Source organism: Burkholderia sp. LMU1-1-1.1 (genome assembly GCF_040675865.1).
Classification (GTDB): Bacteria; Pseudomonadota; Gammaproteobacteria; order Burkholderiales; family Burkholderiaceae_D; genus Rugamonas.
Genome location: NZ_JBEGHG010000014.1, coordinates 39,393 through 62,898, shown reverse-complemented (window position 1 = coordinate 62,898; position 23,506 = coordinate 39,393). Strand labels below are relative to the sequence as shown.

23 protein-coding genes are annotated in these 23,506 nt (G+C 60.7%); 8 read left to right on the top strand and 15 right to left on the bottom strand.

Annotation, left to right across the window (positions count from 1 at the left end; translation table 11 throughout):
- Window positions 1–58: 58 nt before the first annotated feature.
- From MRBLMU1_RS15150 to MRBLMU1_RS15140, 3 genes are read left to right on the top strand one after another with little or no spacing between them, the layout of a single operon-like run.
- Entirely contained in the window at window positions 59–496 is a 438-nt protein-coding gene (locus tag MRBLMU1_RS15150) for an antitoxin Xre/MbcA/ParS toxin-binding domain-containing protein (protein WP_090319512.1), read from the top strand.
- Window positions 497–1,186, top strand: coding sequence for an RES family NAD+ phosphorylase (locus tag MRBLMU1_RS15145; protein WP_363502739.1), 690 nt, complete (start codon window positions 497–499; stop codon window positions 1,184–1,186). It begins immediately after the preceding gene.
- 12 nt (window positions 1,187–1,198) lie between these two features.
- Complete coding sequence (locus tag MRBLMU1_RS15140; protein WP_363502737.1) at window positions 1,199–1,528, top strand: DUF2288 domain-containing protein; 330 nt, start codon at window positions 1,199–1,201, stop codon at window positions 1,526–1,528.
- Window positions 1,529–1,535: 7 nt separating this feature from the next.
- Here MRBLMU1_RS15140 and MRBLMU1_RS15135 read toward each other — a convergent pair whose 3' ends face one another.
- Window positions 1,536–3,380 carry a carbohydrate-binding module family 20 domain-containing protein gene (locus tag MRBLMU1_RS15135; RefSeq protein ID WP_363502735.1) on the bottom strand — a complete coding sequence of 615 codons (1,845 nt, stop codon included), beginning with the start codon at window positions 3,378–3,380 and terminating at the stop codon, window positions 1,536–1,538.
- Window positions 3,381–3,658: 278 nt separating this feature from the next.
- On the opposite strand from MRBLMU1_RS15135, the gene MRBLMU1_RS15130 reads away from it, so the two are divergent.
- The gene (locus tag MRBLMU1_RS15130; RefSeq protein WP_363502733.1) at window positions 3,659–4,591 is read left to right on the top strand and encodes a glycoside hydrolase family 43 protein; all 933 of its coding nucleotides are present in this window, start codon (window positions 3,659–3,661) and stop codon (window positions 4,589–4,591) included.
- Window positions 4,591–5,295, top strand: coding sequence for a hypothetical protein (locus MRBLMU1_RS15125; RefSeq protein ID WP_363502731.1), 705 nt, complete (start codon window positions 4,591–4,593; stop codon window positions 5,293–5,295). The genes MRBLMU1_RS15130 and MRBLMU1_RS15125 overlap by 1 nt, the downstream gene beginning before the upstream one ends.
- Before the next feature lie 157 nt (window positions 5,296–5,452).
- Here the strand turns inward: MRBLMU1_RS15125 and MRBLMU1_RS15120 are convergent, their stop codons facing one another.
- The 8 genes from MRBLMU1_RS15120 to MRBLMU1_RS15085 form a co-directional block, all read right to left on the bottom strand.
- On the bottom strand, window positions 5,453–7,477 hold the full coding sequence (locus MRBLMU1_RS15120; RefSeq protein ID WP_363502729.1) for an alpha/beta hydrolase domain-containing protein: 2,025 nt from the start codon (window positions 7,475–7,477) through the stop codon (window positions 5,453–5,455).
- A 65-nt stretch (window positions 7,478–7,542) separates the two neighbouring features.
- Window positions 7,543–8,616, bottom strand: a complete 1,074-nt coding sequence (locus tag MRBLMU1_RS15115) for a DUF4272 domain-containing protein (RefSeq protein WP_363502727.1) — start codon at window positions 8,614–8,616, stop codon at window positions 7,543–7,545.
- 14 nt (window positions 8,617–8,630) lie between these two features.
- The gene (locus MRBLMU1_RS15110; protein WP_363502725.1) at window positions 8,631–9,470 is read right to left on the bottom strand and encodes an aldo/keto reductase; all 840 of its coding nucleotides are present in this window, start codon (window positions 9,468–9,470) and stop codon (window positions 8,631–8,633) included.
- Between the two features lie 50 nt (window positions 9,471–9,520).
- Window positions 9,521–9,925, bottom strand: a complete 405-nt coding sequence (locus tag MRBLMU1_RS15105) for a hypothetical protein (RefSeq protein ID WP_363502723.1) — start codon at window positions 9,923–9,925, stop codon at window positions 9,521–9,523.
- A 669-nt stretch (window positions 9,926–10,594) separates the two neighbouring features.
- Window positions 10,595–10,855: a hypothetical protein gene (locus tag MRBLMU1_RS15100; RefSeq protein ID WP_363502721.1), complete on the bottom strand. Its 261-nt coding sequence runs from the start codon at window positions 10,853–10,855 to the stop codon at window positions 10,595–10,597.
- 436 nt (window positions 10,856–11,291) lie between these two features.
- The gene (locus MRBLMU1_RS15095) at window positions 11,292–12,122 is read right to left on the bottom strand and encodes an Imm49 family immunity protein (protein WP_363502719.1); all 831 of its coding nucleotides are present in this window, start codon (window positions 12,120–12,122) and stop codon (window positions 11,292–11,294) included.
- Between the two features lie 64 nt (window positions 12,123–12,186).
- Window positions 12,187–12,384 (bottom strand): hypothetical protein, encoded by a 198-nt coding sequence (locus MRBLMU1_RS15090; protein WP_363502717.1) that lies wholly within the window; start codon window positions 12,382–12,384, stop codon window positions 12,187–12,189.
- Between the two features lie 46 nt (window positions 12,385–12,430).
- A complete protein-coding gene (locus tag MRBLMU1_RS15085) occupies window positions 12,431–13,414 on the bottom strand; it encodes a hypothetical protein (RefSeq protein ID WP_363502715.1) in 984 nt (327 codons plus the stop codon).
- A gap of 130 nt (window positions 13,415–13,544) precedes the next feature.
- Between MRBLMU1_RS15085 and MRBLMU1_RS15080 the strand changes: the two genes are divergently transcribed.
- Window positions 13,545–13,814, top strand: a complete 270-nt coding sequence (locus MRBLMU1_RS15080) for a hypothetical protein (RefSeq protein ID WP_363502713.1) — start codon at window positions 13,545–13,547, stop codon at window positions 13,812–13,814.
- Here MRBLMU1_RS15080 and MRBLMU1_RS15075 read toward each other — a convergent pair.
- From MRBLMU1_RS15075 to MRBLMU1_RS15050, 6 genes are all read right to left on the bottom strand, one after another.
- Complete coding sequence (locus tag MRBLMU1_RS15075) at window positions 13,811–14,533, bottom strand: ABC transporter ATP-binding protein (RefSeq protein WP_363502711.1); 723 nt, start codon at window positions 14,531–14,533, stop codon at window positions 13,811–13,813. The two genes, MRBLMU1_RS15080 and MRBLMU1_RS15075, sit on opposite strands and share 4 nt — an antisense overlap.
- 11 nt (window positions 14,534–14,544) lie before the next feature.
- Window positions 14,545–16,494 (bottom strand): branched-chain amino acid ABC transporter ATP-binding protein/permease, encoded by a 1,950-nt coding sequence (locus MRBLMU1_RS15070; protein WP_363502709.1) that lies wholly within the window; start codon window positions 16,492–16,494, stop codon window positions 14,545–14,547.
- A gap of 3 nt (window positions 16,495–16,497) precedes the next feature.
- A complete protein-coding gene (locus MRBLMU1_RS15065) occupies window positions 16,498–17,388 on the bottom strand; it encodes a branched-chain amino acid ABC transporter permease (RefSeq protein ID WP_363502707.1) in 891 nt (296 codons plus the stop codon).
- 83 nt (window positions 17,389–17,471) lie between these two features.
- Window positions 17,472–18,629: an ABC transporter substrate-binding protein gene (locus MRBLMU1_RS15060; RefSeq protein WP_363502706.1), complete on the bottom strand. Its 1,158-nt coding sequence runs from the start codon at window positions 18,627–18,629 to the stop codon at window positions 17,472–17,474.
- Between the two features lie 223 nt (window positions 18,630–18,852).
- Window positions 18,853–19,368 (bottom strand): tetratricopeptide repeat protein, encoded by a 516-nt coding sequence (locus MRBLMU1_RS15055; RefSeq protein ID WP_363502705.1) that lies wholly within the window; start codon window positions 19,366–19,368, stop codon window positions 18,853–18,855.
- A 23-nt stretch (window positions 19,369–19,391) separates the two neighbouring features.
- The gene (locus MRBLMU1_RS15050) at window positions 19,392–21,392 is read right to left on the bottom strand and encodes a bifunctional 2',3'-cyclic-nucleotide 2'-phosphodiesterase/3'-nucleotidase (RefSeq protein WP_363502703.1); all 2,001 of its coding nucleotides are present in this window, start codon (window positions 21,390–21,392) and stop codon (window positions 19,392–19,394) included.
- A 281-nt stretch (window positions 21,393–21,673) separates the two neighbouring features.
- Between MRBLMU1_RS15050 and prfB the strand changes: the two genes are divergently transcribed.
- Window positions 21,674–22,778, top strand: a protein-coding gene (gene prfB, locus MRBLMU1_RS15045; RefSeq protein WP_363502701.1) for a peptide chain release factor 2 whose coding sequence is annotated in 2 segments (ribosomal slippage) — window positions 21,674–21,754 and window positions 21,756–22,778 — 1,104 coding nt in all. Because the reading frame shifts where the segments join, the coding sequence is not laid out codon by codon here.
- Window positions 22,779–23,486, top strand: coding sequence for an HAD family hydrolase (locus MRBLMU1_RS15040; RefSeq protein WP_363502699.1), 708 nt, complete (start codon window positions 22,779–22,781; stop codon window positions 23,484–23,486).
- The last annotated feature ends 20 nt before the right edge of the window (window positions 23,487–23,506 follow it).

Sequence of the window (23,506 nt, the reverse complement as noted above, 5' to 3'; positions counted from 1 at the left end):
CTCCTGGATTGCTATTCATCCGAAAAAGGAGTATAAGTACTCCATTAACGGAGGATCTATGAATCTGACCTATGCTTACCCTCGCAGCCGCTTCGAGCCGACCGTCTTGGTGGACCTCAACGCCAAGGCCGAGCGCGAGCGCTTGTCCAAGTCGGCCCTCAAAGGCTTTTTCAAGCTCGCCGCCACATGGCACGTGCGCGACGAGGACGCCCGCCAGCTGCTGGGCGGGCTGTCGAGCAGCGCCCTGTACGAATGGAAAAAGAACCCGGAACGCACACTGGAGGTGGACTGTATCACCCGCATCTCCTACCTGCTGGGCATCTACAAGGCGCTGCATATCATCTACGGCGACAAACTCGCCGACGAATGGGTCAACCTACCCAACAACAACCAGATTTTTGAAGGCCGCACGCCGCTGGCGTACATGCTGGGCGGCGGCCTGCTGGCGATGCAAACCGTGCGTCAATTATTAGATGCGCGCCGCGGAGGACTGTAAGTGCCGGTCAGCCTGATTCCACCCCTTACCACGCTGCGCCAGTTCGACACTTGCCGTTTGCTGCCATCCCGGTTCGCCGACCTGGAGGATTCCGTGCTGTCGCCGCTGGCCGACAGCGACGCCATGCTGCGCGACCTGTTCGACCTTGACAACGCCACCAACGCGCGCCTGCGCACGCAAAACGGCGGCTCGGCCGGCATCAATGTCGATGAACTGGTGTTCGGCGTGCCGAACTTCCGCATCGTAAACGCCGCCTTCACCTACGCGCACCCGCAAGGCAGCCGCTTCAACGACGGCCGGCGCGGCGCGTGGTACTGCGCCTTCGACGTGGAAACCGCGCTGGCGGAAGTGAGCTTTCACAAGGCGGTGGAATACGCGGAGATCAACCGCTTCGACGACAGCGTGCAGTATCAATGCATGCTGGCCGACTTCACCGCCACCTTCCACGACCTGCGCGGCCAGCCGCGTTATGACGCCTGCCTGTCGCCGGACAGCTACATCGAATCGCAGACACTGGCCGAACGCCTGCTCGACGGTGGCTCGCTCGGCATCATCTACCCAAGCGTGCGGCGTCCGAGCGGCACCAACCTGGCCTGCTTCCGTCCCGCCCTGGTGGGCAACGTGCGCAAAGGCGCCGTCTATCGCCTGACGTGGCAAGGCAGCCCGGAACCGACCATCGAGATTATCTGACTCATTTTTACCATGCAAACCAAACCTGAAAACGACACCGAACTGCGCCTTAAAGTGAACCGCGAGACCGCGCGCCTGCCGTGGACCGAACTGCTCAAGCATTTCGCCGCCGGTAACGTGGTGTGGATCGCCAACTCGCTCGACCTGGTCGATGTCGCCGTGCGCATCTCGCACGACGACAAGGCCAACATCACCCAATGGATGAACGCCGGCCTGCTCGCGCGCGTCAGCGACGAGCAGGCGCAGGCCTGGCTGGAAGCCAACGCCGACCTGTGGGCGGTCGTCGTCAGCCCGTTCATCCTGGTGCAGCAGGAAAAAGCGGTTCCAGCCAGCGTGCACTAAGCCGCGCTTAGAACTTGAAGCTCCCCGCGTCCAGGGTCAGCGACCCGCCGCACGCCGGCGTCGTCGCTTCGCGATTGCCGCTGGCGGTGGACTGATTGCTCTCCCACACCGTGCTCACGCCGTACTTCATGAACTTGTACTGGATGGCGGTTGCCGGTGGCAGCTGAAAGGTGCGCGACCACGGCACGTTGGCGCCACTGCCTTCGATGGTCAACTGGTTGCTGGTGCCCTGCACCCAATTACCCAGCTCCGCGCGGTTGCCGACCACATAAACGTTCTGCCCGACCACCGTGTTCGCGTTCGCGACGCGAAAGGTCACCGGCACCGTGGTGCAAGTGCCACCTCCACCGCCGCCCACCTTCTGGTTGATATGCAGCGCCAACGCCGGGACGACCGAACCGCCATTACCCGGAATGCTCACGCTGATTACGCCATTGGTGCCGACGGTCACGCTGTCGCTGGTGCAGGCGGTGCCGGCGGCGTTCAGCTGTCCGTGCACGACGTTGCAATAGGTCCCGGCGGGCAGTTGCGTTTGCAGCGACGCGTTCCACGCCGCGCCATCGTTATTGATCGCGACGTAGCCTTTTGCGCCACGGCCGAAGGCGATCTGGTTGCCGGTGCCGTTGGTGAAGTTGTCGACGCCCTGGCCGGACGTCACCGCGCGGAAGGCCACCATATTCGAGATATCGCTCCAGCGGTGGATGAAGTCCCACTGCTGGTTGATCAGCGGCACGCCGCTGGAATCGAATGGGCTGGCGCTCGGCGGACCCTGATCGTAGCTGGTGAAGCGGAAGCCCGAATGCAGCTGCGCCGCGCCGTAAGGCCACGCCAACATGAAGATATTCGCCAGATCATAGCGCTTGGTGCCCTGCGTGTCGTTGGGCGAGCCGGAGACGTAATTGCTGGCCACCAGGGAGCTGTTGTTGCGCTCCGTGTCCCAGTTGTTGACGAAGACCGTCGCCTTCTCGCTCGGGATGAAACCCCAGGTGCCGCCCCAGTTGCCCGGCGTGCCCATGATGGTGCGGATCTGCGACAGGTTGGCGCCGTTCTCGTTGCGGAACACGGCCTTGATCGCATACGTGTACTGGAACTCGTTCAACGTACCACCAGCGAAGTAGCTCGATCTCACCACATTGCTGTCCGGGATAACCTCCTGCGTCACCCACAGCGGCTCGCCGGACGTGGTGGTCTGCGTCACGCCGCTCATGATGGCCTGGATATCGGACGGCTGCATATGCTTGGCCGCGTCGAAGCGCAAACCGTCCACGCCCATGGAGACCAATTTGTTCAGATAGGTCTTCACCTGGCCCTGCACGTACGCGCCCTCGGTCTTCAGATCCGGCAGGCCGCTCAGGCGGCAGAACATCACATTGTTGCGATTACCCGGCGAGCCGTAGTCGCCGCCGGCGATATCGCAAGCCGGGTGGAAGTCGCTGCCGCTGAAGAAGGGATACGTCAGCGACGTCGAATTCCAGGTCGAGCCGTCGGTCGCGGTGCCGGCGCCCGCCGCCAGGTGATTGACCACCACGTCGACGTAGATGCGCACCTTGGCCGCGTGGCAGGTGTTGACCATGGCCTGGAACTCGGCCTCGGTACCCATATTACTTTTGAGCGAATTGAAGTTGACCGGCTGGTAGACATCCCACCACGTACCCAGGCTGGCCGCCGCCGTCGGCGGCGACACCTGCACAGCGCCGTAGCCCTGGGGCCCAAGCCAGTTGGTGCACTCCTTGGCGACGTCGTTCCACTTCCAGCGGAACATCTGCACCGAGGTATCGGGAGCGTTGAGCGCGGCATGCGCCGGCACCGCCATCAGGGCGCTCAACAAACCTGCGGCGCAAAGGGATTTCATCAGACTGCGTTGTGTCGAATTGATCATCATGTGTCCTTATCGTTATGTTTAGGGAAATGCTGTCTCCCGGACCAAATGTAGCAGAACTACAGTAAACATCAACAGGAATTTAAACTATTTTCTCCTATGGTGACTTCGAATATGTAAGGCGACTACATATATATATGTAGTCGTGATACAGATCGGAATATCAACCATGTGAAAAAAGTCATTAGACGGACACCCGTGCGTGGCACAGCATGGGGTGGCTGTACACACCAATAAAAACGGAGACAAACATGAGTAAATTCACGCACCTGAAGAAGTGGGCGGCGGTCGGCTGCCTCGCGCTGGCCTCCTCCTTCAACGCCGGAGCCACCACATGGACGCTCACCGGCGCGGTCGTCACGCACGATCCAAGCGTCTACAAGGAAGGCAACACCTGGTGGATCACGGAGACCAGCGACACCGGCATCGGCGTCAAGTACTCGCCGGATGGGCGCGCGTGGACCCAGGGCGTCAGCATCTTCGGTGGCGGCCTGTCGTGGTGGGGCCAATACAACGGCAACAGCAAAACCGTGTGGGCCCCCGACATCCACGTCTGGAACGGCAAGGCGATCATGTACTACGCGGTGTCAACGTTCGGCAACCAGAAATCGGCGATCGGTCTGGCCACCGCCAGCAGCATCGCCCAGGGTAACTGGACGGACAAGGGCGTCGTCATCACCTCCGCACCCGGCGACAATTTCAACGCGATCGATCCCAACTTCGTGGTCGACAAATCGGGGCAACCCTGGCTAAGCTATGGCTCCTTCTGGGACGGGATCTTCCTGACGCGGGTCGACGCCAACACGCTAAAGCCAATCGGCACCAAATACCGTCTGGCCGACGACGCGGCCGGCATCGAAAACCCGTTCATCATCGCCAATGGCTCCTACTACTACCTGTTCGTTTCCAAAGGCACCTGCTGCGCGGGCGCCAACAGCACTTATCACATCTCCTACGGGCGCTCCACCAGCATCACCGGGCCGTATGTCGACAAGAACGGCGTCGACATGCGCAACGGCGGCGGCACCGTACTCGACTCGGGCGGCGCGCGCTTCATCGCCCCGGGCGGCGAATCGATCAGCAACGGCGCGATGGTGCGCCACCGTCTCGACAGCCAGAACAACTACAACGGGGTACTGTTCATCAGCGACCTGTATTTCGCGAACGGCTGGCCGACTTTCTGATGACGTACCAGGCGGAGAAAAAGCGCTGGCCGGCGATGCTGGCGGCAGCAGCCGGCGGCATCCTCGGCGCGGCAGCGCTGATGTGGGCACGATGGCCGGACGACGAACCGGCTCCCGCGCCCGCACCTCCGCCGGCGACAGCGGCGCCTGTGGTAGCGGGCACCGCACCACCTCGCGGTGTATCGCCGCTGCGCGAGCCCGGTGTCATGTCGTCCGATATCGCGCTCACCGACAATCAAGAACTGATCGCCGACAGCGCGTTGCGTAAAGTGATGGATTCCTATTTACTCGGAGGCGGTGATAAAGGCGGCCTCCAGGCATTGCTGGACTACCTGAATCGGCACCTTCCCGCCAACGCCGCACGCCAGGCCGGCCAACTTGCGAGCAGCTACAACGCGTATTTAGGCGCGCACGACCAACTGCTGGCGGCGCAAAATTTTGGCGCCACGCCCGACCTCAATCGCCTGATCGGCTGGCAGCGGCAGCGGGAACAGCTGCGCAACCGCATGCTGGGCGAAAAGATCACGCTAGAGTGGTTCGGCAACGAAGAAGCCTATCTAACGCAAGCGCTGGAGGAACTGAGCCAGCGCCGCGACGGTACGGCACCGCCCTCAAACAGCACGGACGAAGACCAGATGAAGCACGACCAGCATATGCAGCAAGTACTGCGGGACGCGATCATCGCGCTAAGGCCAATGGGGTAACAAAAACCCACGGAGACACGTAGGGCGGATTAGCGGGCGAGGCCCGCTAACCGCCCCGGAGCCCATCGAAGGAACGCCCTACCTGCCGGTAGGGCTTAAGAGGCGGGACGCCGTAATCCGCCAATGCGTGCGTCGCCGATAACACAAGCAATACAGGTCAAGGCGCGAACAAATACCCGCACCCCTGATCCGAAGGATCGCGCGCCAATATCCGGTCATACAACCCAGCATTCTCCGCCAGCGTCCTCTCCACATCCTCCGGCAGCAGCAACCCCGCCGCCACCTGCCGCTCCGCTGCGGCCCGAACAGCCGCCACAAAGTCATCCCGCGTCGGATAGCGCACCTCCAAACTAGGCCGAGGATCGCCAGCCGCGACCCGCTCCGCCTCGGTCCGCGCGAACGGCACGAAACTACCATCGAAACGCGACGTAGCCCAAGCGAACCCCGTCTCCGGCGCCCGCAAGTTCCAACCCGTATGCGTCCCCAAAGGCGCCTGCAACTCCACCAGCCGCACCCCACCCCGGTCATTGCCATCGGCATCCGGCGTCGGTACCCGCGTCTCGTATTCATCGCCACGTTTAACCGGCACCCCGCCACCGATCAACCTCGGCTCGCGAAGATTCTGCTCCGGCGGCGTCAAACCCAGGCTCTTGGGGAAGATCGCACGGTAATCCGCAACCGTCGTCAACGAACCGTCGGCCAGTTGCGGATAAGCGCTGTCCGGCGGTTTTTTGCCGTCGACCACCCACTCCTCCAGCCCCACTATCAACGCCCGCATAGGCAAATAGTGATTGCTGGTGGAGACGCAAGCGGTGAACGGCGCACGAACGCGCGAACGGCCGACATAATGCTGCGCGCCCATGAAGCCATAGACACGCGCATTGTCCGCCGGCGCCACGTCGCGCGCACCATCCGTCGTGGTGGTGATCAGCGACGCACCGCGATTCCAGTACTCGGTCGACGTGTTCGCGTAGATCAGCTTCGGCAAATTCCCCTGCTTGTCCCGCGCCCGATCCAGCGTGGACGCCGTTTTGCCACTAACAGGATCGCGCGACGGCGCCGTGGTGAACGGGAATGCATCCGCCGGATACTCATGCTCCTCCATCATAGAAGGGTGACGCGTAGGCTGCACGAAGCGGCTATTGAACCCGGCCGAACCGCCAGCGCCGGGCACCTGCAGGTAAGCGCCGCTAAAAGCCAGCCGCCCCGACTCGTCGACATTCAAACCGTCATGCAGCATGCGGCCGATCACACGACCGGACTGGCTGATGCCAAACATGAGCACCGCCTTCGGCGCCGGTACGCCCTCAAACGGCGTATCACGGAAGTAGGCCAACAGATCGCGTATCCCGGCCAGCCCGGCGCCAGTGACGTAAGGGTCTTTCGCCACGTAGGTCAATTCATAAATAGTATCGGGCTTGAAGCCGCCGTCCAACCGCACGCGTCCAGGCCCGCCCTTCTTCTCCGGCTCGACGAAACTCCAGCTGCTGCGCGGGATGGGCTTGCGTTTATCGGCGGGCCGCGCGCGTTGGGTCAACTGCGCTTTGGGATCGCCAGGCCTGGCCGGCTCGTAGGTAAGCCCGCGCTGGCCGGCATAGACGGCGATATCGATCGGCGCGTTGACGGTGAATTCATTCTGCACCTTGCCCTTGATGCCCTTGGCGACCGGCGGCGCAAACACCAGCGGCCTTGCACCGGCAGCCTGCGGCGCCACATCCCACGTCCAGGCGGAGAACAGCAGCGAGTAACCATGGCGCATCAGGAAACCGTCGCCCGCATCGGCGGCGGTGGTGGGATCGTTGTTGACCGGACTGCGGCCATTGACCTGCCCCATAATCGCGATGCCGCCACGGTTGTTGACGTCATAGATCAAACTGGAGGGCTGGGCACCGGTTGGCCGCAGCAGTATGAACTCGCTGGAGAAAACCACGCGGCCGCGCGCATCGCGTGGCGCGTGCTTCAAATCCACGATGACGGCATTGGACTTCGACTTGGGATCCAACGCGTAGTAAGCGACGCCGCGTATCTTTTCATACGCACCGGCTTCGCCAAAAGTCATCCCCGCCGCGAACGGCGTGCGCTCGATCACTTCGATACGCTCCACCGCCGCCCGCGCTGGTACACAGAGTACCGCCATGGCGGTGGTGGTGGCCAGCAGTGCCAGCCGGTGCCTGTAAATCATCCCGCGCCTCTATCCGTTTGCAAAGCGTCTATCCTAGCAGACGTGGCGCACAGGTGAGACAGCCGTTATGTGGGCGTATCGACTTCGTCCCAATCACGGTCCTCGAACCGAACCAGCCAGTTCAAGGCGTGATGGCGCTCCTGCAGCACGCCATCGTTCAAGCCTGCCGGCGCGGGATGCTTCTTCAACAGCGCCTGGCGAGTGGCCCAATGCGAACGATAGTGCAAATCCAGCGCGTCCAGAATCTCCGTCGCCGACCGCATTACCGGCTGCTTGCGCAAGCCTTCGGTTCCGCGCTCGATGGCGGTGCGGGAGATCGACGACACATCACAGATCGCGTCCGCGAACGGCAGCGCATCCTGCAGCCCCAGGGCCCACTGCAACACCAGGATGGCCTCGTAGCGCCACAGGAATTGCGTGATTTCCTGCTGCGTAGGCGCCTCCTGCGCGAGGAATGCACGCTCCGCGTCCGACAGGCCGGCAAACGCCGGTGGGAAGCGTTGTTGAAGATCGGCGGCAGCGATAGGCGTCTCGCCGGTCAAGGACTCCGCGCGTATCGCCACCACGAACAAAGCCAGCATCCTTCGCAGCACATCCTCGGGCGCGCGCAGGCGCAGTTCCGGCTCGGACACCAGCGGCGGCAAATCCGCCGGCACCGTGACCTTGCGGGCGGGGAGCAGCTCGTCGCTACGCGCCTTGCGCTCCCAGGCCTGCGGCGGGTACGGCACCACAGCCTGCGCATCGCCATCATCCCCGGAAGCAGGTAAAAGAATGCGTCCCTGTGGATCGCGCACGCTGCCATCGGCCATGAACACGATGGCGTTGGCCGCCTTCGCCCACTTGGAGAAACGAGCCATCTCGCCCTCCTCCACGGCCAGGCTGACGTGCTGACGCACGCGCTGGAGGTGGCGGATAACGTGGTAGCGCACGCGCGTCATGTTGCCCTGGCCGGCGTCCGCCACGAAGTTCATGAAACCATTGAGATGCGGCTGCAATTCAGGATCGGACAAATCGCGTCGCGCGTTCAGCACATGCGCGAAATCGGGCTTGGGCGCGTCGGCCACGGTGCAGTAGGCGTTAAGCAGGATGTGGTTACTGATGTCTTTCGCGGCGAAGAATTGTTTGATTCGGTTTAGCATAAGTGATTCGTCATTTAACGCATATCCAGCGCACGGCGACGGCGCGGCGGTGGAAACGCTCGGTCCAGCGCCGCCAAGTCTTCCGCAGAGAGGCGGATATCGGCGGCGGCGCGATTAGCGCGCAAGTGTACAGGATCGACGGCCTTGGGGATGGCGATCACGCCCTCTTGATGCAGCACCCATGCCAACGCCACCTGCGCCGGCGTGACGCCATGCGCCTCGGCGACGGCGAGCAGGCCGGGATTGCCAAGCAGCGCGGCTTGTTCGCGGCCGGTCGACTCCAGCGGCGAGTAGGCCATCACCGGCATGCCCTGCTGGCGGCACCACGGCAGCAGATCGAACTCGATCCCGCGCTTCATCAGGTTGTACAGCACCTGGTCGGTCGCCACGGCGCCGCAATCAACGGCGTCCTGCATGCCCTCCAGGTCGAAGTTACTCACGCCGTACTCCTTGATCTTACCGGCCTTCTTCAACGCCTCGAAGGCGTCGAACGTCTCGTCCAGCGCGAAGCATCCGGGCCAATGCAACAGATAGAGATCAATGCAATCGACCTTCAACCGTTTAAGACTACGTTCGCAGGCCGCTTGCGTACCTTCCAGGTTGGCGTTGTGCGGATAGACTTTGGTGACCAGATAGACCTCGGACCGGCGGCCGACGATCGCCTCGCCGACGACGAACTCCGCGCCACCCTCGCCGTACATTTCGGCGGTGTCGATCAACGTCATGCCAAGATCGAGGCCCATTTGCAGCGCGCGGACCTCATCCTGCTTGCGGGACGGGTTCTCGCCCATGTTCCAGGTGCCTTGGCCGAGTACAGGCACTGCACGGCCTGATGGCAAACTGACAGTCTTCATTGCGGAATTCCTTTTTGAAGAAACCAGACTCGCCGCACGCCCTGCTGGGCTCAGTCGAACTGGAATCGAATATCTTTTACGATCTGGTGCTTGCCCCAGAAGAAATTACAAACTCTGGCCACCTCAGCACCGTCCTTGCTTTCGGGGAGGCAGCCGCCGCTGATCTTGACCACCTTCTCGCCTTGCTTCGACAACGGCAGCTCAATCGTCAAGCCTTCGGGGATAGTATGCGTCAACTCCACCTTTTCAACATAGTCATCGACAAAGGCTGCGATCAGTACCTTGTCGGCCTTGAGTGTGTACATGTCGTGCTGGAACGCGGCGCCAGGAACCAAGCAGATTTCTATGTCGGATTGTTCGACCTTCTGATGCCTGCACTGCTGGGTTGGCGACGCTATTACCGATGAGGTGGAGACAGTCAGTATCGCCGAGAGAAATAATTTCTTCATTTTCATAATTATATTTATAAACTATTTTGCATGTGTCGGGGCTGTATGCGCGCCACACTCTGCTGACAAATCCGGCCCTAGTTCAGCATTGGTCCTCAACTACGCAGTCATTTTTTTGCGATAACGTCTGGACCGACCGTATTTACAGGCCCTTCCACCCAACTACTTAGCAAAGGCTCATTATTCAGGCCGATATTTGAGAAAGAAAAATAGCAAATACGTCGTCCCTACTCGAATAATTCGAATTTTCTTAATGCATCCATCTTCTAGCAAAACACAATATCGTACCGGTAGAAAAACTAATGAGAGTTACTCTGAGCCCTGTCAATTTAAGACGTGAAAACGTAGGAAATTTATAAAGTTCATCATACAGAAGCCAGCGTAACGCAGGCCCCACGACTATCTCGACTAAGGCCATTATCGGCAACAGACAAAGCAACAATATTACTACCACCTTTAACCAAATCCAAAATTCATCTTTTATTTTCGCAAACATTATATCTATCGAGTTATTCCCACCTTGGCCAGCAACCCCTCCATTAAAGGATTCGCCCCATCATTAGCACTAGCCAAAGCCATTCCGAAAATGACAGTAATTTACCGCCGTCCATTAGTACCGACCGCTTTCAACGTATCACCTCAATCGATATACCATACTTATAGATAATAAAATATTCATATTAGTCCGCATGCAGCCATGTCCCGCTTCAGCATTTCAGCTTCGAGCGAATCGACTCCAATCAATAAATCTTCCAAGTTGAATTTGGAGAGTTGATCGTTGATTTTCCGCCGAACAAATTTATCAACATCTTCGTGCCAACCGCCGATTAGGACTAATTCGATAACGCAGTACATAAGTTGTTCCAGCGGATGCAGAAAAGCGTTTTCATATTCATAGTCAATGTACCCCATTACCTCAAGATGACTGACGCCCATTACCATTCCGCGATCTCTACAAAAATCGTAATATGTATCAAGTAGTTCAGACCTGATCGTGAAATAATCGTCCCTATCTTCAAATTCAGAAATTTTTAACCTCATCTAAGAACACCACAACCACAGCTTGAGTGAATCGAACAAAAATCCGCCGCAAATCAACAAGCTGGACAGGTGACGCCGTCACCGCCATAAAATAATTCCATCGAGAATTTTCTACGTTCAACGTCGACGGTGAATTGGCACGATTTCCATGGCCGTTGATTCGCAGACACGAAATATGCACTATTAAGACATGCGGGCTGGCTCACGACATATCACGTCATAGAACTGCACTTTCTTTTCAAAAAGTGTCTTATAAGCGTCATCGGTGCTGGTCAGATGGCTAATCTGATCGACCGTTAGCGCGATGCCGGGACGCAGCAGTAACGCTTAATTACCTTGATTTCTTACCGAACGCTTTCGTGAGTCGACGGGAAAGATCGGCAATCACACCCTGTGGCGGAGGCACCCACCCAGGTTTCAAAAAATCGTACACGTCATCGTAACGCTCAAGCGGCCTCATCGGCATGAGTTCCATCTGTACCCACGGACTATCAATATTCACGGGAATGTCCCTAAACCAACACAGCTTGGCCTCCAACGCCCCCTGGAATGACATGAAATTCTCGATGCGCGGCTCGGGACTCCTGATACTGGCATGTTTGCCAATACATTCCTCCAGCCCCACCTGATCACGCTTTAGTAACAAAGAGAAAAAATCTTTTCCCTCTTGGGATTCGATGCGAACGGGCTTTCGGCCATTCTTAGAGACCTTTGCGATCATCTCCCGCAAATTCTCGTCTTCTCCCCTGATTGCCAACTGCAGCATATAGACATACGATCGGCTATTCAGCGGATTATTTCGCTCCTTTAGAAGTTCAGGTACCTCGACCTGAGCTAAAGCAGAAATTGCATCGAGGTTATCTGACAACAGTGCGTACAGAAAGTCTGTTGCGACTTCGAAATTTGCACCGCCGTTTTGTCCAACACTTGCCAAGCTAAGTTTTGTCGCTAAATGGCAATGCTGTTTTAACGCAACTATATTATTTTTAATAAAATACGCGTGAATCGCTCTAGTACGCTCAATCCTCGCTATATTTAAGAGAATTGATCCCAACCCAACTCGCTTACGCTTATGCAGAAACCATTCGATTTGACGAGCAAAATCTTCCTCTTCGAAGTCCAACAAATTGCCAAGTCTTTCTTCACGAGTCAGCGCGTCCATTTAACTATCTTTTCCTTTTAATTTAACTACTGTCATACCGCGCTCATTCACGCCAGTCACCAACTTAACCAAGATTTCCTTTATCCCTTGCATCTTTCAATAGAGTAGAAGTTTTTATAGCATCTGGCGTGTTTGAGGCAGCCATACGTTCAATGGCGTCATTAACCCATTCATCACTCATTTGCGTCGATAGCGTACCATCCGGTCCATTTAACTTGATCGTCCCATCCGCCCTAAGTGGCTTGACTTCATTAATATACACAACATCGCCTTTGACATACACCCCATCAAAGCAATTGCTACCGCACTTACCCTCCAGTCGCGTAAAGCCGTTCCGCATGAAATAGCGCGCTGCCAGGTTTGACGGCGTCGTTGCCGGCGCGCGCCAGATAGACCTTGGGCACGAGCACCTGCTCGACGGTGCCATCAGGCAGCATGACGGTTTCAGTTTCTATCCAGACGATGTCGCTGGTCAGACGGCTGATCTGATCGGCCGTCAGCGCGATGCCGGGACGCAGGTCGAACTGCTGGGCGAAGCTCACGCCACTGGTCAACAGCGCCTTGTAGCGGCTGTCGTCGCTCTCGCCGGTGGCCGGGGCGCAGCCGGTCAGTTCGATCAACTGGTCACGCACCATTTTTTGCTCGTAGAAACCGTCGCCCAGCCGCTTATGGGGCGCCGACGGGTCCATCGCCAGCTGGTTGAGCAGGTAGTCGCTGCTGACCCAGTTGCCATGGTTGGCGCTGGCGGCGGTGGCGATGTTGTTACCGGTGGCGACGACATTGACGCTGTCGCGGATGTTGCCGGCCATGCCGGTGGTAACGTCGACGTTAGTGAAGCTGCGCCCGGTGATACTGACGCCTTTGCCGCCGGAGATGGTTCCGGCCGCCGTGCCGATCACCTCGTTCAGGGTGGGCATGGTATAGGCGGTCACATCGCCGTCGTAGGTCCTCCAGGTGCCATCGAAGGTGTGGGAACGGTACAGCGTGGCGCCTTCGTTGGTGATCGCCGCGCCGCCGTCGATGACCAGACTGCCATTGGCGATGATGTTGCCGTACTGATTCATCAACGACTGGCCGACGGTCATGTGCATATTGCCGCCGGACAGAATCTGCGCCAACGCGCCGGATGTCGGCGAGATCTGGTCTTCAATCGCCACGTGGGTCACCAGATACGTGGTTTTGAATCCGGTGCGCGCAGGCTTCGTTTCGTCCCCGGATGCCTGGCGGTGGAGCAGCCACGCTGGCGTGATGGGAACAGTCCCCGCGCCCGCGTGGCTGGATACTGTTTCCATCCTTCGGCAGTTCGGGAGGGACCGCGTTTCGGCGCGGGGCGCCTACCGCCGCCTCGTTATGGCGGGAATAGGCCGAGAGAGCCCGCTTAAAAACACCCGGCATCAATTGCTGCTCGGCGACGAAACGTTCATGGGCGAGACCCAAGACGCCGCACGGCAGGAGAAATTTCTCGCCGTCGCCAAAACGCAGCGTCGTGCCGTGAGCCTGTCCCTGGAGGAATATCAGGTGCGCTATCCGGACCGGAATGAGGCCATGGCACACGCCTACCACTCCACCGCCTATACGATGGAACAGATAGCGGCCCACTTCGGCGTTTCGTCGAAGACAGTCAGCAGAGCGGTGAACGCGCTCAGACGGATCAGCCCGTGTCCGAATGTCGGCACTGACCCCGGGGGTTAGTGTCCGCCGCCGAGATAGGCGGCGATCACCTTGGGATCGGTTTTCAGGCTCTCGGCCGGGCCGTGGACGGAGATGCTGCCGTTCTCCAGCACGTAGCCGTAATCGGCCACGTTCAGCGCGGCGGCGGCGAACTGCTCGACCAGCAGCATCGTCACCCCCTCGGACTTCAGCCGCAGGATGATGCGGAATACTTCCTCGACCAGAATCGGCGCCAGCCCCATCGACGGTTCGTCGAGCAGCACCACGTCCGGATTGAGCATGATGGCGCGCGCCATCGCCAGCATTTGCTGCTCGCCCCCGGACAAGGTGCCGGCCAGCTGCCCCTGCCGCTCCTTCAGGCGCGGGAACAGCTCCAGCGCCTTTTCCAGATCGTGCTTGATGTCGCCCCTGGGCCGCGCGCGCGTGAAGCGCGGGAAGGCGCCGAGCAGCAGATTGTCAGTCACCGTCATTGAGGCGAACACGCGCCGCCCCTCCGGCGAATGCGCCAGGCCCGCGCGGGCGATGCGGTGGGAGTCGAAGCCGGTGATGTCCTTGCCGTCCAGCGTGACCTTGCCGTCCTTCGGCTTGATCATGCCGGAGATGGCGCGCATGGTGGTGGTTTTGCCGGCGCCGTTGGAGCCGATCAGGGTCACCAGCTTGCCCTTGGGGACGTCCAGCGAGATGCCGTGCAGGACTTCGACTTTGCCGTAGGCGGCGTGCAGATTGGAGATCGATAGCATGTCTGTCCTCGTTAGTGTGCCGCCGGCGCCGCCGTGCCGCCGTGTTCTTCGCCGCTGCCGCCCAGGTAAGCCTCGATCACCTTCGGATCGCTTTGCACCGCCGCCGGCGCGCCCTCGGCGATCTTCTGGCCGAAGTCCAGCACCGTGACGGTGTCGGACAAGGCCATCACCACGTCCATGTGGTGCTCGATCAGGATGATGGTGATGCCGTGGTCGCGTATCTTGCGAATGATCGCCATCAGCTCCTTGATGTCCGGCGCGGTCAGGCCTGCCGCCGGTTCGTCCAGCAGCAGCAGGCGCGGACTGAGTCCGAGCGCGCGGCCGATCTCCAGCAGCCGCTGTTTGCCGTACGGGAGGTTGCGCGCCTCCTCGTTGGCCATCGCCGTCAGGCCGACGAACTCCAATATGCTGGCGGCGCGGTCGCGCGCAGCGCGCTCCTCGCGCTTGTAGCGCGGCGTCTGCAGCATCACGTCTAGCACATTCGACTTGAAGGTGTTGTGCAGCCCGACCAGAACGTTCTCTGTGGCCGTCATCTCGCCGAACAGCTGCACGTTCTGGAAGGTGCGCGCGACGCCGCCCAGCGCGATCTGCGACGGCGTGCGGCCCGAGATCACCGCGCCGGAGAACTTGACCTGGCCGGCGGTCGGTTTGTAGATCCCCGTCAGCACGTTCATCATCGTGCTCTTGCCCGAGCCATTCGGGCCGATCAAGCCGTGCACCGAACCCTGGATCACGTGCATGTCGACCTGGTTGAGCGCCTTGAGGCCGCCGAATTGCATCAGGATCTGGTTCACGTCGAGCAGCGTTTCGCCGGCGTTGCCGCCCTTGGCGCGCGCAAACGCTTCGGCGCCGCTGGCCTGCACCGCCTTGGCGTGCACCGCGCCCTTGCCCAGCAGGCTTTTGAGGAAGCCGACAATGCCGTCCTGCAGATAGTAGACGACGAACAGCGTCATTAAGCCGAAGATGGTCAGGCGCCAGTCGACGATGTTCTCCAGCTTGAACGAGAAGGCGGCCATGCCGATCGTCGCCACCAGCGGCACCAGGACCCCGCGCAGCGTGGCGCGCTTCTTCGCCAGCATGAACGCCGAACCGACCACGCCCAGCACGGCGGCGATGACGGCGATCTTGCGGAACAATTCGATGTCCGCCAAAAGGCTGGGCAGCATGACCACGATCAGCGCGCCGATCAGCGCCCCGGAACGCGTCTTGCGGCCGCCCATGATCACCGCCAGCAGGAACAGGATCGTCAGTTCGAAGTTGTAGGTGTTGGGCGAGATGTACTCCTCCGAATACGCGTACAGGCTGCCCGCCAGCCCGGCGAATCCGGCGCTGATGATGAAGGCGTAGACCTTGTAGCGGTAGACCGAGACGCCCATGCAGTCGGAGGCGATCGGGCTGTCGCGCAGCGCTTCGAAGGCGCGGCCGAGGTTCGATTTGAGTATCCGGTGCACGACGATCAGCGAGACCACCATCAGCGCGGCGCACATATAGTAGTACTCGACTTCATCCAACTTGTGGCCGAGGATCTCCGGTTTGGACAGCTTCAATCCCATCGGTCCTTCGGTCAGGAAGGTCATCTCGTTGATCAGGATCTGGATGATGGTGCCGAAGGCCAGGGTCACCATCGCCAGATAGGGGCCCGTTACCCGCAACGCCGGCAGCGCCAGCACGGCGCCGAACAGCGCCGCCCCCAGCACGCTGGCGGGAATGGCGATCCAGAACGGCGCGCCCAGTTTGAACACCAGCACACCGGTGACATAGGAGCCGATGCCGAACAAGCCGGCGTGGCCCAGCGACACCTGGCCGGTGTAGCCGACCACGATATCGAGCCCGAACAGCAGGATCGCGTAAATCAGTATGGTTTCAAAAAGATGGATGTAATAAGGATTCGGTATCAGCACCGGATACAGCGCCAGCACCGCCAAACCCACCACGCTTGCCGCGACGATCGTCTTGTTCATGGGTCAGACCTTTTTGATGGCGGCTTTGCCGAACAGGCCGGAAGGCTTGACCGCGAGTACCAGGAGCAGCAACAGCAATCCCGGCACGTCCTTGTAGCCGGTCGAGATGTAGTAGCCGGCGGCGGTTTCGGTAATACCCAAAATGAGGCCGCCGACGATGGCGCCGACACCGGAGGTCAACCCGCCGATAATGGCGACGGCGAAGGCTTTGAGCCCGAGCGAGGCGCCCATGGTGGCGCCGGTCAGCGTCAGCGGCGCCACCAGCACGCCGGCGAAAGCCGCGGTGGCCGACGACAGCGCGTACGAGAAGGTGATCACCATGCTGGTGTTAATGCCCATCAGCCCCGCCGCGTCGCGGTCGTTGGAGGTGGCGACGACGGCTTTGCCGTAGATCGATTTGCGGTTGAAGATTTCGACCGCCGCCATGATGGCGAGCGCGCCGACGATCACCGCCACCTGCATCGGCTGCACGTTGGCGCCGAAGACCTGGAACGGCGTGGAGCTGAGCGGCGACGGGAACGTGAGGTCGTCCTTGCCCCAGATGTTCTCGGCGACGTTCTTGAAGATGATGGCCAGCGCGATGGTCGACATGATCCAGCCGAACTCGGACTTGATCTTGATCGCCGGCCGCACGCCTATCCATTCGACAAACATGCCTTGCAATGCGCCGAAGATGATCACCAGGGGGATCATCAACAGATAACTCATATAAGGGCCGCCGTGGATGGTGCCGACCAGGCTAAGGCCGACCAGCGCGCCGAGCATCAGCGATTCGCCCTGGCCGAAGTTGAGCGTGCCGGAGGTGGCGAACGTGAGCTGGTAGCCGAACGCGATGACGGCGTAGATCATGCCAAGCGCGATGCCGCTGAATATCAGTTGTAACAGGATTTCCATGATGTCCACCACGGTGAGGAACACGAGAAAAAGGCCAGGCTTGAACGCTCAAGACTGGCCGGTGACGATGCGCCTTGCTTGCCTTACTTGACCGGAACGACTTTGCCGTCCTTGACTTCGCCGAAGACGGTGATGTCGGCGGTGATGGCCTCGTGGTTATCCTTGCTGAATGGTTTGTTGTACGACGTGACGACGCCGTCGATCTTCTCGTTGAGGTTTTCCAGCGCGGCCTTGATCTTCGGGCCCTCGGTGGAATTGGCCTGCTTGATGGCGGCCGCCAGCAGGTAGATCGAATCGTAGCCCTGGGCGGCCGATACCGGCGACGGCATGCGCCCGCCCGGCGGATTGTAAGCCTTCACGTAGGCGTCGATGAAGGCTTTGCGCTTGGGCGTGGTCGGCTCCTGGATGAAGGTTTGCGGCATGCGGGTGCCGTTGCCGTTCTTGCCGGCGTTGTCGATGAAGTTCCCCATCGACAGCGTCCAGCTGCCGATCATCGGCACTTTCCAGTTCAGCTTTTCCATGCCGTTGGCGATCTGCGCCAGCTCCGGACCGATGCCGTAGGTGAGCACCACCTCGGCACCGGCCTGCTTGGCCTTGAGCAGCTGGGCGGTCATGTCGACGTCCTTAATATTGTATTTTTCCGTGGCCACCGCCTTCATGCCCTTTTTATCGAGCGCCTTCTCCAGATCCTCGCGGCCCAGCTGGCCGTAGTTGGTGGAGTCGGCCAGGATGGCGACCTTCTTGAACTTGCGGTTGTCGACCGCCTCCTGGATGATCATCTGCGACTGGATCTGATCATTGGCGGCGTTGCGGAAGATGTAGTTCTCCGGCTTGTCGGCGAACTGCTTGGTGATGATCGAGCCGGTGGCGACGTTGTTCATGACCGGGATCTTGGCTTCCTGATAGAAGCGCTGCGACGCCAGCGCGACGCCGGTGTTGATGTAGCCGACGGTGGCGACCACCTTCTCCTTGTTGATCAGTTCCTGGGCGATCTGCACGCCGCGTTCCGGTTTGGCTTCGTCGTCACGCTCGACGATCTGCAACTGGCGGCCCAGCACCCCGCCCTTGGCGTTGATGTCGGCCACGGCCAGTTTGACGCCGTCGCGCATCGAAACGCCCATCGGCGCCGAGCCGCCGGTGAACGGACCGGCCACGCCGATCTTGATGGGGTCCGCCGCCATGGCGGAAGAAGAGAAACCGAGTACCAGTGCAGCGGCCAGCAAATTCAGTTTAAAATCCATTTGTCATCTCCTGTTACAACGTTTTTATAGTAGTCGTACGCTGGAAAACGGGCTGGAAAGTTGCCCCCATCGATGACTCATTGTAGGGGAGACAACGGGGGCCAGCAACAGATACATGTGCGGCATTGCAGCACGCGCGCCGCAAGGCACAAGGCCCGCGGCGTGTAAGCAAGCAGTAAGGAAGGATGGGGAGAAGATGACGGCGGCGGGATGCCGCCGGATGCTACATGCCGCCGGTGGGCTTCTGCTTCAAGGCGCGGTTGGCGAAGCGCATCTGGGTCTCGGCCAGCGCCTCGTTGCGTTCGAAACCCATGGAGCCGTCGCGCAGGCCGATGGCCATCGCCATCACCGCGTCCGGATAGTCAAGATCGGCGGCCTTTTCGATCAGGCGGCGCGCCGCCTGCTCGTCGCGCTTGACGCCATCGCCGCTCAGATACAGGTTCGCCAGCGCGAACATCGCCGCCGGCATCTGGCGGTTGGCGGCGAACTGCAACCAGTGCGCGGCGGCCTTGGCGTCGCGCGGGACGGACATGCCGTTCTGGTACATCATGCCGAGATAATAAGCGGCTTGGGGATCGCCGGCCTTGGCCGCCCCGGAGAACAGGGCGAACGCCTTCGGCAGATCGACACTGACGCCCTGGCCGCCGCGCAGGTACAAACGCGCCTCGTCCAGCGGCGCCGCGCAGACCGGCCCCACGCCCGCCGCCAGCAACGTCAATACCGCACATATTTTTCGCATGATGGGTCCCATGGGTCCTCCACTCACTTCGACAAATCGATGGCGTACAGGGCAAAGCCCTTGCCGCCGCCATCATCCGGTTCGATCTGCGAGACCGCCGTCAGGCCGGCCTCCCTGGCCAGTTCGATCATATTGGGCGGCGCGTGAAACACCACCGCTCCCTTGGTCGCCACCGGTACGAACCGCCAGCTTCGGGTCGACCCGTTGCGCGCGCGGGTCAGCGTCCTGGCTTGCTTGATATAAGAAATCAGCACATCCCGGCTGCTGTCCGGCGCCGCCAGCACCGTCTTGCCGCCATTCAGGCCGGGAAAATTGCCTCCGCCGCTGGCACGGTAGTTATTGGTCGCCACCAGGAACTCCTGCGACGGTGCGACCGGCGCACCTTTATAGTGCAGCGCGACGATGCGCTGGCCGGCCGGTTTGGTCACGTCGATCCGGTAACTGACGTCGGCGCTGGTCAGCATGTCGAAGTTAAAGCTGGAGAAGGACGAATTGACCAACTCCTGCTGCGCCCCGCTGGCGGGATCAATGCGGTTGAAGCGCTCGGCCGACTTTTCCAGCCATGCTTTGAGGCCGGCGCCGTCCAGCTTCACGGCGTGCAGCGCGTTCGGATACAGATACAGGTCGGCGGCGTTGTTGAGCGCCACGCCGCCGGCCTTGACGTCGGTGTAGTCTCCCACGCCCGCCGCGCCGGCCTTGAACGGCGACGCCATCGACAGCACCGGCAAGCCCGCGTAATTCGGCAGGCTGGCCTTGACGTAGTTCACAACATAGTCGGTCTGCGCCTGATTCACCAGCTGGATGGCGCTGACGTCGCCGACATCGGCGAAGTAGGACGACATCCGGAAGTCGCTGGTGCCCAGCGGCGCCCGCACGTAGCGGATGGTCGCCTCGTGCTCGGCGGCGATCAGCGCCCCGACCGCCGGATCGGCCGCGACGTAGCTGCGGTCGGGGTTCCGCGTGCCGCGCGCTTCGACCGTGGTGCGGCTTTTGTCGACGATCCAGGCCTTGCCGTCGTACTTCAACCGCAGGCCGATCACTCCCAGGTGCTTGCCCCACAGGCTGGCCATCACCGCCGGCACGCCTTGTACCGTGCCCGCGGCTTTGTCCACGCCCGGCAGATTGAACGAATCGACGGTGCTGGCCGCGTTCGGGAACTGCTGGTGCGCGTGGCCGATCAGCATCGCATCCACACCCGGCACCTGCGCCAGATGGTAATTGGCGTTCTCCATCTCAGGCGTGTACGGCGCGCCATCGAGTCCGCCATGCGAGATCGCCACCACCAGATCGGCGCCTTGCGCGCGCATTTGCGGGATGTACTTCAGCGCCGTTTCGCGCACGCCCTCGGCGTATACTTTTCCGTCCAGCCAGTGCTTGTCCCACGACAGAATGCCCGGCGGCGCGAAGCCGATGATGCCCACCTTGATGGTGGCCGTCACCGGTTTGCCATCCGGGGCGGTGGCGGCGATTCGGCGCGTGAGGATGCTGTATGGCGCGAACAGCGGCTGTTTGGTCCTGGCGCTGTAGATATTCGCCAGCACGATCGGGAAGGCGGGACCGGCGCAGCGCGGCGCGTCTGCGGCGACGCCTTCGACATCGAAATGGCTGCCAGTGACCTGGTTCAGGTACGCCAGGCCGTAATTGAATTCGTGGTTGCCGATGCCGGCGCCGTCGACGCCCAGCAGATTCATCGCCTTGTAGATCGCCGGCGGCTGGTCGCAGCCGACCGGCGCGACCAGCGCCTGATAGTCGGCCAGCGCCGTGCCTTGCAGCGCGTCGCCGTTATCGAGCAGCAGATTGTTGGGGAATTCGGCGCGCGCCTGTTTGATCAGCGTGGCGGTGCGCTCCAGTCCAATCGATGGATCGGCCTTGAGCTTGTAGTAGTCGTAACCGAGAACGTTCGCGTGCAGGTCCGTCGTCTCCAGCAGCGCCAGGGTGGCCTCGGTGCCGGCCGGCGTCGACCCGTGCTCCGGCAGGCTGCCGCAGCCGATCAGCAAAATGGGCAGGACGAGGGACGCGCGCATAGGTATCGATAAATGGAGTGGCAATTTTTTGGGCCGGGGTGACGGGACGCCAACGGCATTTCTTTGCATCAACATCGGTCACCGAATGGGTGCATATTTTATACCCCCCGTGACTAAAATGTCAGTATTTTACAACTCAGCGGTGACTGCCGGTATGCAAGAGCCGTGCCCGCCAGGCGCTTAGCCAGGCACTTTTCGCTGGCACGGACAGACAGGCGCCCGGCAACAACCCTCATCCGGTATAATCCAAGGTTTGATTTCAGCCTAGAGAAGAAGAAAACATGGAAGCCGAACGCATCAACGCCCTCTCCGCCCTGCTCGCCGATCTGACCACGCGCGAAGCCGAACTACGGAGGTATCTTTGACTTCGATAAAAAGTCAGAGAAACTCGAACAAGTAAACGAAGAACTGGAAGACCCGACGGTCTGGAACGACCCGAAAAAGGCCCAGGATCTCGGCAAAGAGAAAAAATCGCTGGAGGCGATCGTCAGCGCGCTGACCAAGGCCGACACCGACCTCAAAGACATGGGCGACCTGTTCGCCATGGCCAAGGAGGAAGGCGACGACGACACGCTCGAGGCGCTGATCGTCGACGCCGAGGAAGTGCGCAAGGTCATCGAGGGCATGGAGTTCCGCCGGATGTTCAACAATCCGATGGACCCGAACAACTGCTTCATCGACATCCAGGCCGGCGCCGGCGGCACCGAAGCCCAGGACTGGGCCTCGATGCTGCTGCGCCAGTACCTGCGCTACTGCGAGCGCAAAGGCTTCAAGGTCGAGATCATGGAGCAGTCCGACGGCGAGGTGGCCGGCATCAAGACCGCCACCATCAAGGTCGAAGGCGACTACGCCTACGGCTTCCTGCGCACCGAGACCGGCGTGCACCGCCTGGTGCGCAAGTCGCCGTTCGACTCTGCCAACGGCCGCCACACGTCGTTCACGTCGCTGTTCGTCTATCCGGAAGTCGATGACTCGATCGACATCGAGATCAATCCGGCCGACCTGCGCATCGATACCTACCGCGCGTCCGGCGCCGGTGGCCAGCACATTAACAAGACCGATTCCGCCGTCCGCCTGACGCACGGCCCGTCCGGTATCGTGGTGCAGTGCCAGAACGACCGCTCGCAGCACCGCAACAAGGCCGAGGCGATGGAAATGCTGAAGGCGAAGCTGTACGAAATGGAACTGCGCAAGCGCATGAGCGAGCAGCAGAAACTGGAAGACTCCAAAACCGACGTCGGCTGGGGCCACCAGATCCGCTCCTATGTGCTGGATCAGTCGCGCATCAAGGATTTGCGCACCAACTTCGAGACCGGTAACACCAAGGGCGTGCTGGACGGCGACCTGGACGACTTCATCTCCGCTTCGCTCAAACAAGGCGTATAAATGACATCAGCAGCATCTTCAACGGCGCGCGCGTTCATCTTCGATATGGACGGCACCATCGTCGACAACATGGCCTTCCACACCAAGTCGTGGCTGGCCTTTTTCGAGCGTCGCGGCCACACCCTGGACCCGGACGCGTTTTTCCGCGACACGGCCGGCCGCCAGGGCCATGAAATCATGCGCACCTACCTGGGCGACCACCTGACCAGGGAAGAAAGCGCGGCGCTCGACTTCGAGAAGGAATCGCTGTACCGCGAGCTGTATGCGCCGCACCTGGCGGTGACCAAGGGCTTCGACCTGTTCATCGCCGCCGCCAAAAGCGCCGGCATCAAACTGGCCGTGGCCACCGCAGCGCCCAACGAGAACATCGACTTCACGCTCGACGGCCTGGATCTGCGCAAGCAGTTCGACGCCATCGCCGGCGCCGCCGATGTGGCGCGCGGCAAGCCGAATCCGGACGTGTTCCTGCTGGCCGCCGAACGCGCCGGCGCCCTGCCCGCCAACAGCATCGTCTTCGAAGACGCGCCGCTGGGCGTGGAGGCGGCCCGCCGCGCCGGCATGCGTGCGGTCGTCCTGACCACCACCCTGCCGGCCGAAGCCTTCGCCGAATACGACAACGTCATCGCCGTGGCGCGCGACTTCAGCGAGCTCGATATCGACGCGCTGTTCGCGTCCGAGCCGTATGTTGACGCCGCGGCCGCCAACTAATCATCACCTCAACCTAGAAA

Coding starts and splice junctions, on each gene's coding strand:
- MRBLMU1_RS15150 (WP_090319512.1), top strand. CDS start 59: ATGAATCTGACCTATGCTTACCCTCGCAGCCGCTTCGAGCCGACCGTC.
- MRBLMU1_RS15140 (WP_363502737.1), top strand. CDS start 1,199: ATGCAAACCAAACCTGAAAACGACACCGAACTGCGCCTTAAAGTGAAC.
- MRBLMU1_RS15135 (WP_363502735.1), bottom strand. CDS start 3,380: ATGAAATCCCTTTGCGCCGCAGGTTTGTTGAGCGCCCTGATGGCGGTG.
- MRBLMU1_RS15130 (WP_363502733.1), top strand. CDS start 3,659: ATGAGTAAATTCACGCACCTGAAGAAGTGGGCGGCGGTCGGCTGCCTC.
- MRBLMU1_RS15125 (WP_363502731.1), top strand. CDS start 4,591: ATGACGTACCAGGCGGAGAAAAAGCGCTGGCCGGCGATGCTGGCGGCA.
- MRBLMU1_RS15120 (WP_363502729.1), bottom strand. CDS start 7,477: ATGATTTACAGGCACCGGCTGGCACTGCTGGCCACCACCACCGCCATG.
- MRBLMU1_RS15115 (WP_363502727.1), bottom strand. CDS start 8,616: ATGCTAAACCGAATCAAACAATTCTTCGCCGCGAAAGACATCAGTAAC.
- MRBLMU1_RS15110 (WP_363502725.1), bottom strand. CDS start 9,470: ATGAAGACTGTCAGTTTGCCATCAGGCCGTGCAGTGCCTGTACTCGGC.
- MRBLMU1_RS15105 (WP_363502723.1), bottom strand. CDS start 9,925: ATGAAAATGAAGAAATTATTTCTCTCGGCGATACTGACTGTCTCCACC.
- MRBLMU1_RS15100 (WP_363502721.1), bottom strand. CDS start 10,855: ATGGGCGTCAGTCATCTTGAGGTAATGGGGTACATTGACTATGAATAT.
- MRBLMU1_RS15095 (WP_363502719.1), bottom strand. CDS start 12,122: ATGGACGCGCTGACTCGTGAAGAAAGACTTGGCAATTTGTTGGACTTC.
- MRBLMU1_RS15085 (WP_363502715.1), bottom strand. CDS start 13,414: ATGGAAACAGTATCCAGCCACGCGGGCGCGGGGACTGTTCCCATCACG.
- MRBLMU1_RS15080 (WP_363502713.1), top strand. CDS start 13,545: ATGGGCGAGACCCAAGACGCCGCACGGCAGGAGAAATTTCTCGCCGTC.
- MRBLMU1_RS15075 (WP_363502711.1), bottom strand. CDS start 14,533: ATGCTATCGATCTCCAATCTGCACGCCGCCTACGGCAAAGTCGAAGTC.
- MRBLMU1_RS15070 (WP_363502709.1), bottom strand. CDS start 16,494: ATGAACAAGACGATCGTCGCGGCAAGCGTGGTGGGTTTGGCGGTGCTG.
- MRBLMU1_RS15065 (WP_363502707.1), bottom strand. CDS start 17,388: ATGGAAATCCTGTTACAACTGATATTCAGCGGCATCGCGCTTGGCATG.
- MRBLMU1_RS15060 (WP_363502706.1), bottom strand. CDS start 18,629: ATGGATTTTAAACTGAATTTGCTGGCCGCTGCACTGGTACTCGGTTTC.
- MRBLMU1_RS15055 (WP_363502705.1), bottom strand. CDS start 19,368: ATGCGAAAAATATGTGCGGTATTGACGTTGCTGGCGGCGGGCGTGGGG.
- MRBLMU1_RS15050 (WP_363502703.1), bottom strand. CDS start 21,392: ATGCGCGCGTCCCTCGTCCTGCCCATTTTGCTGATCGGCTGCGGCAGC.
- MRBLMU1_RS15040 (WP_363502699.1), top strand. CDS start 22,779: ATGACATCAGCAGCATCTTCAACGGCGCGCGCGTTCATCTTCGATATG.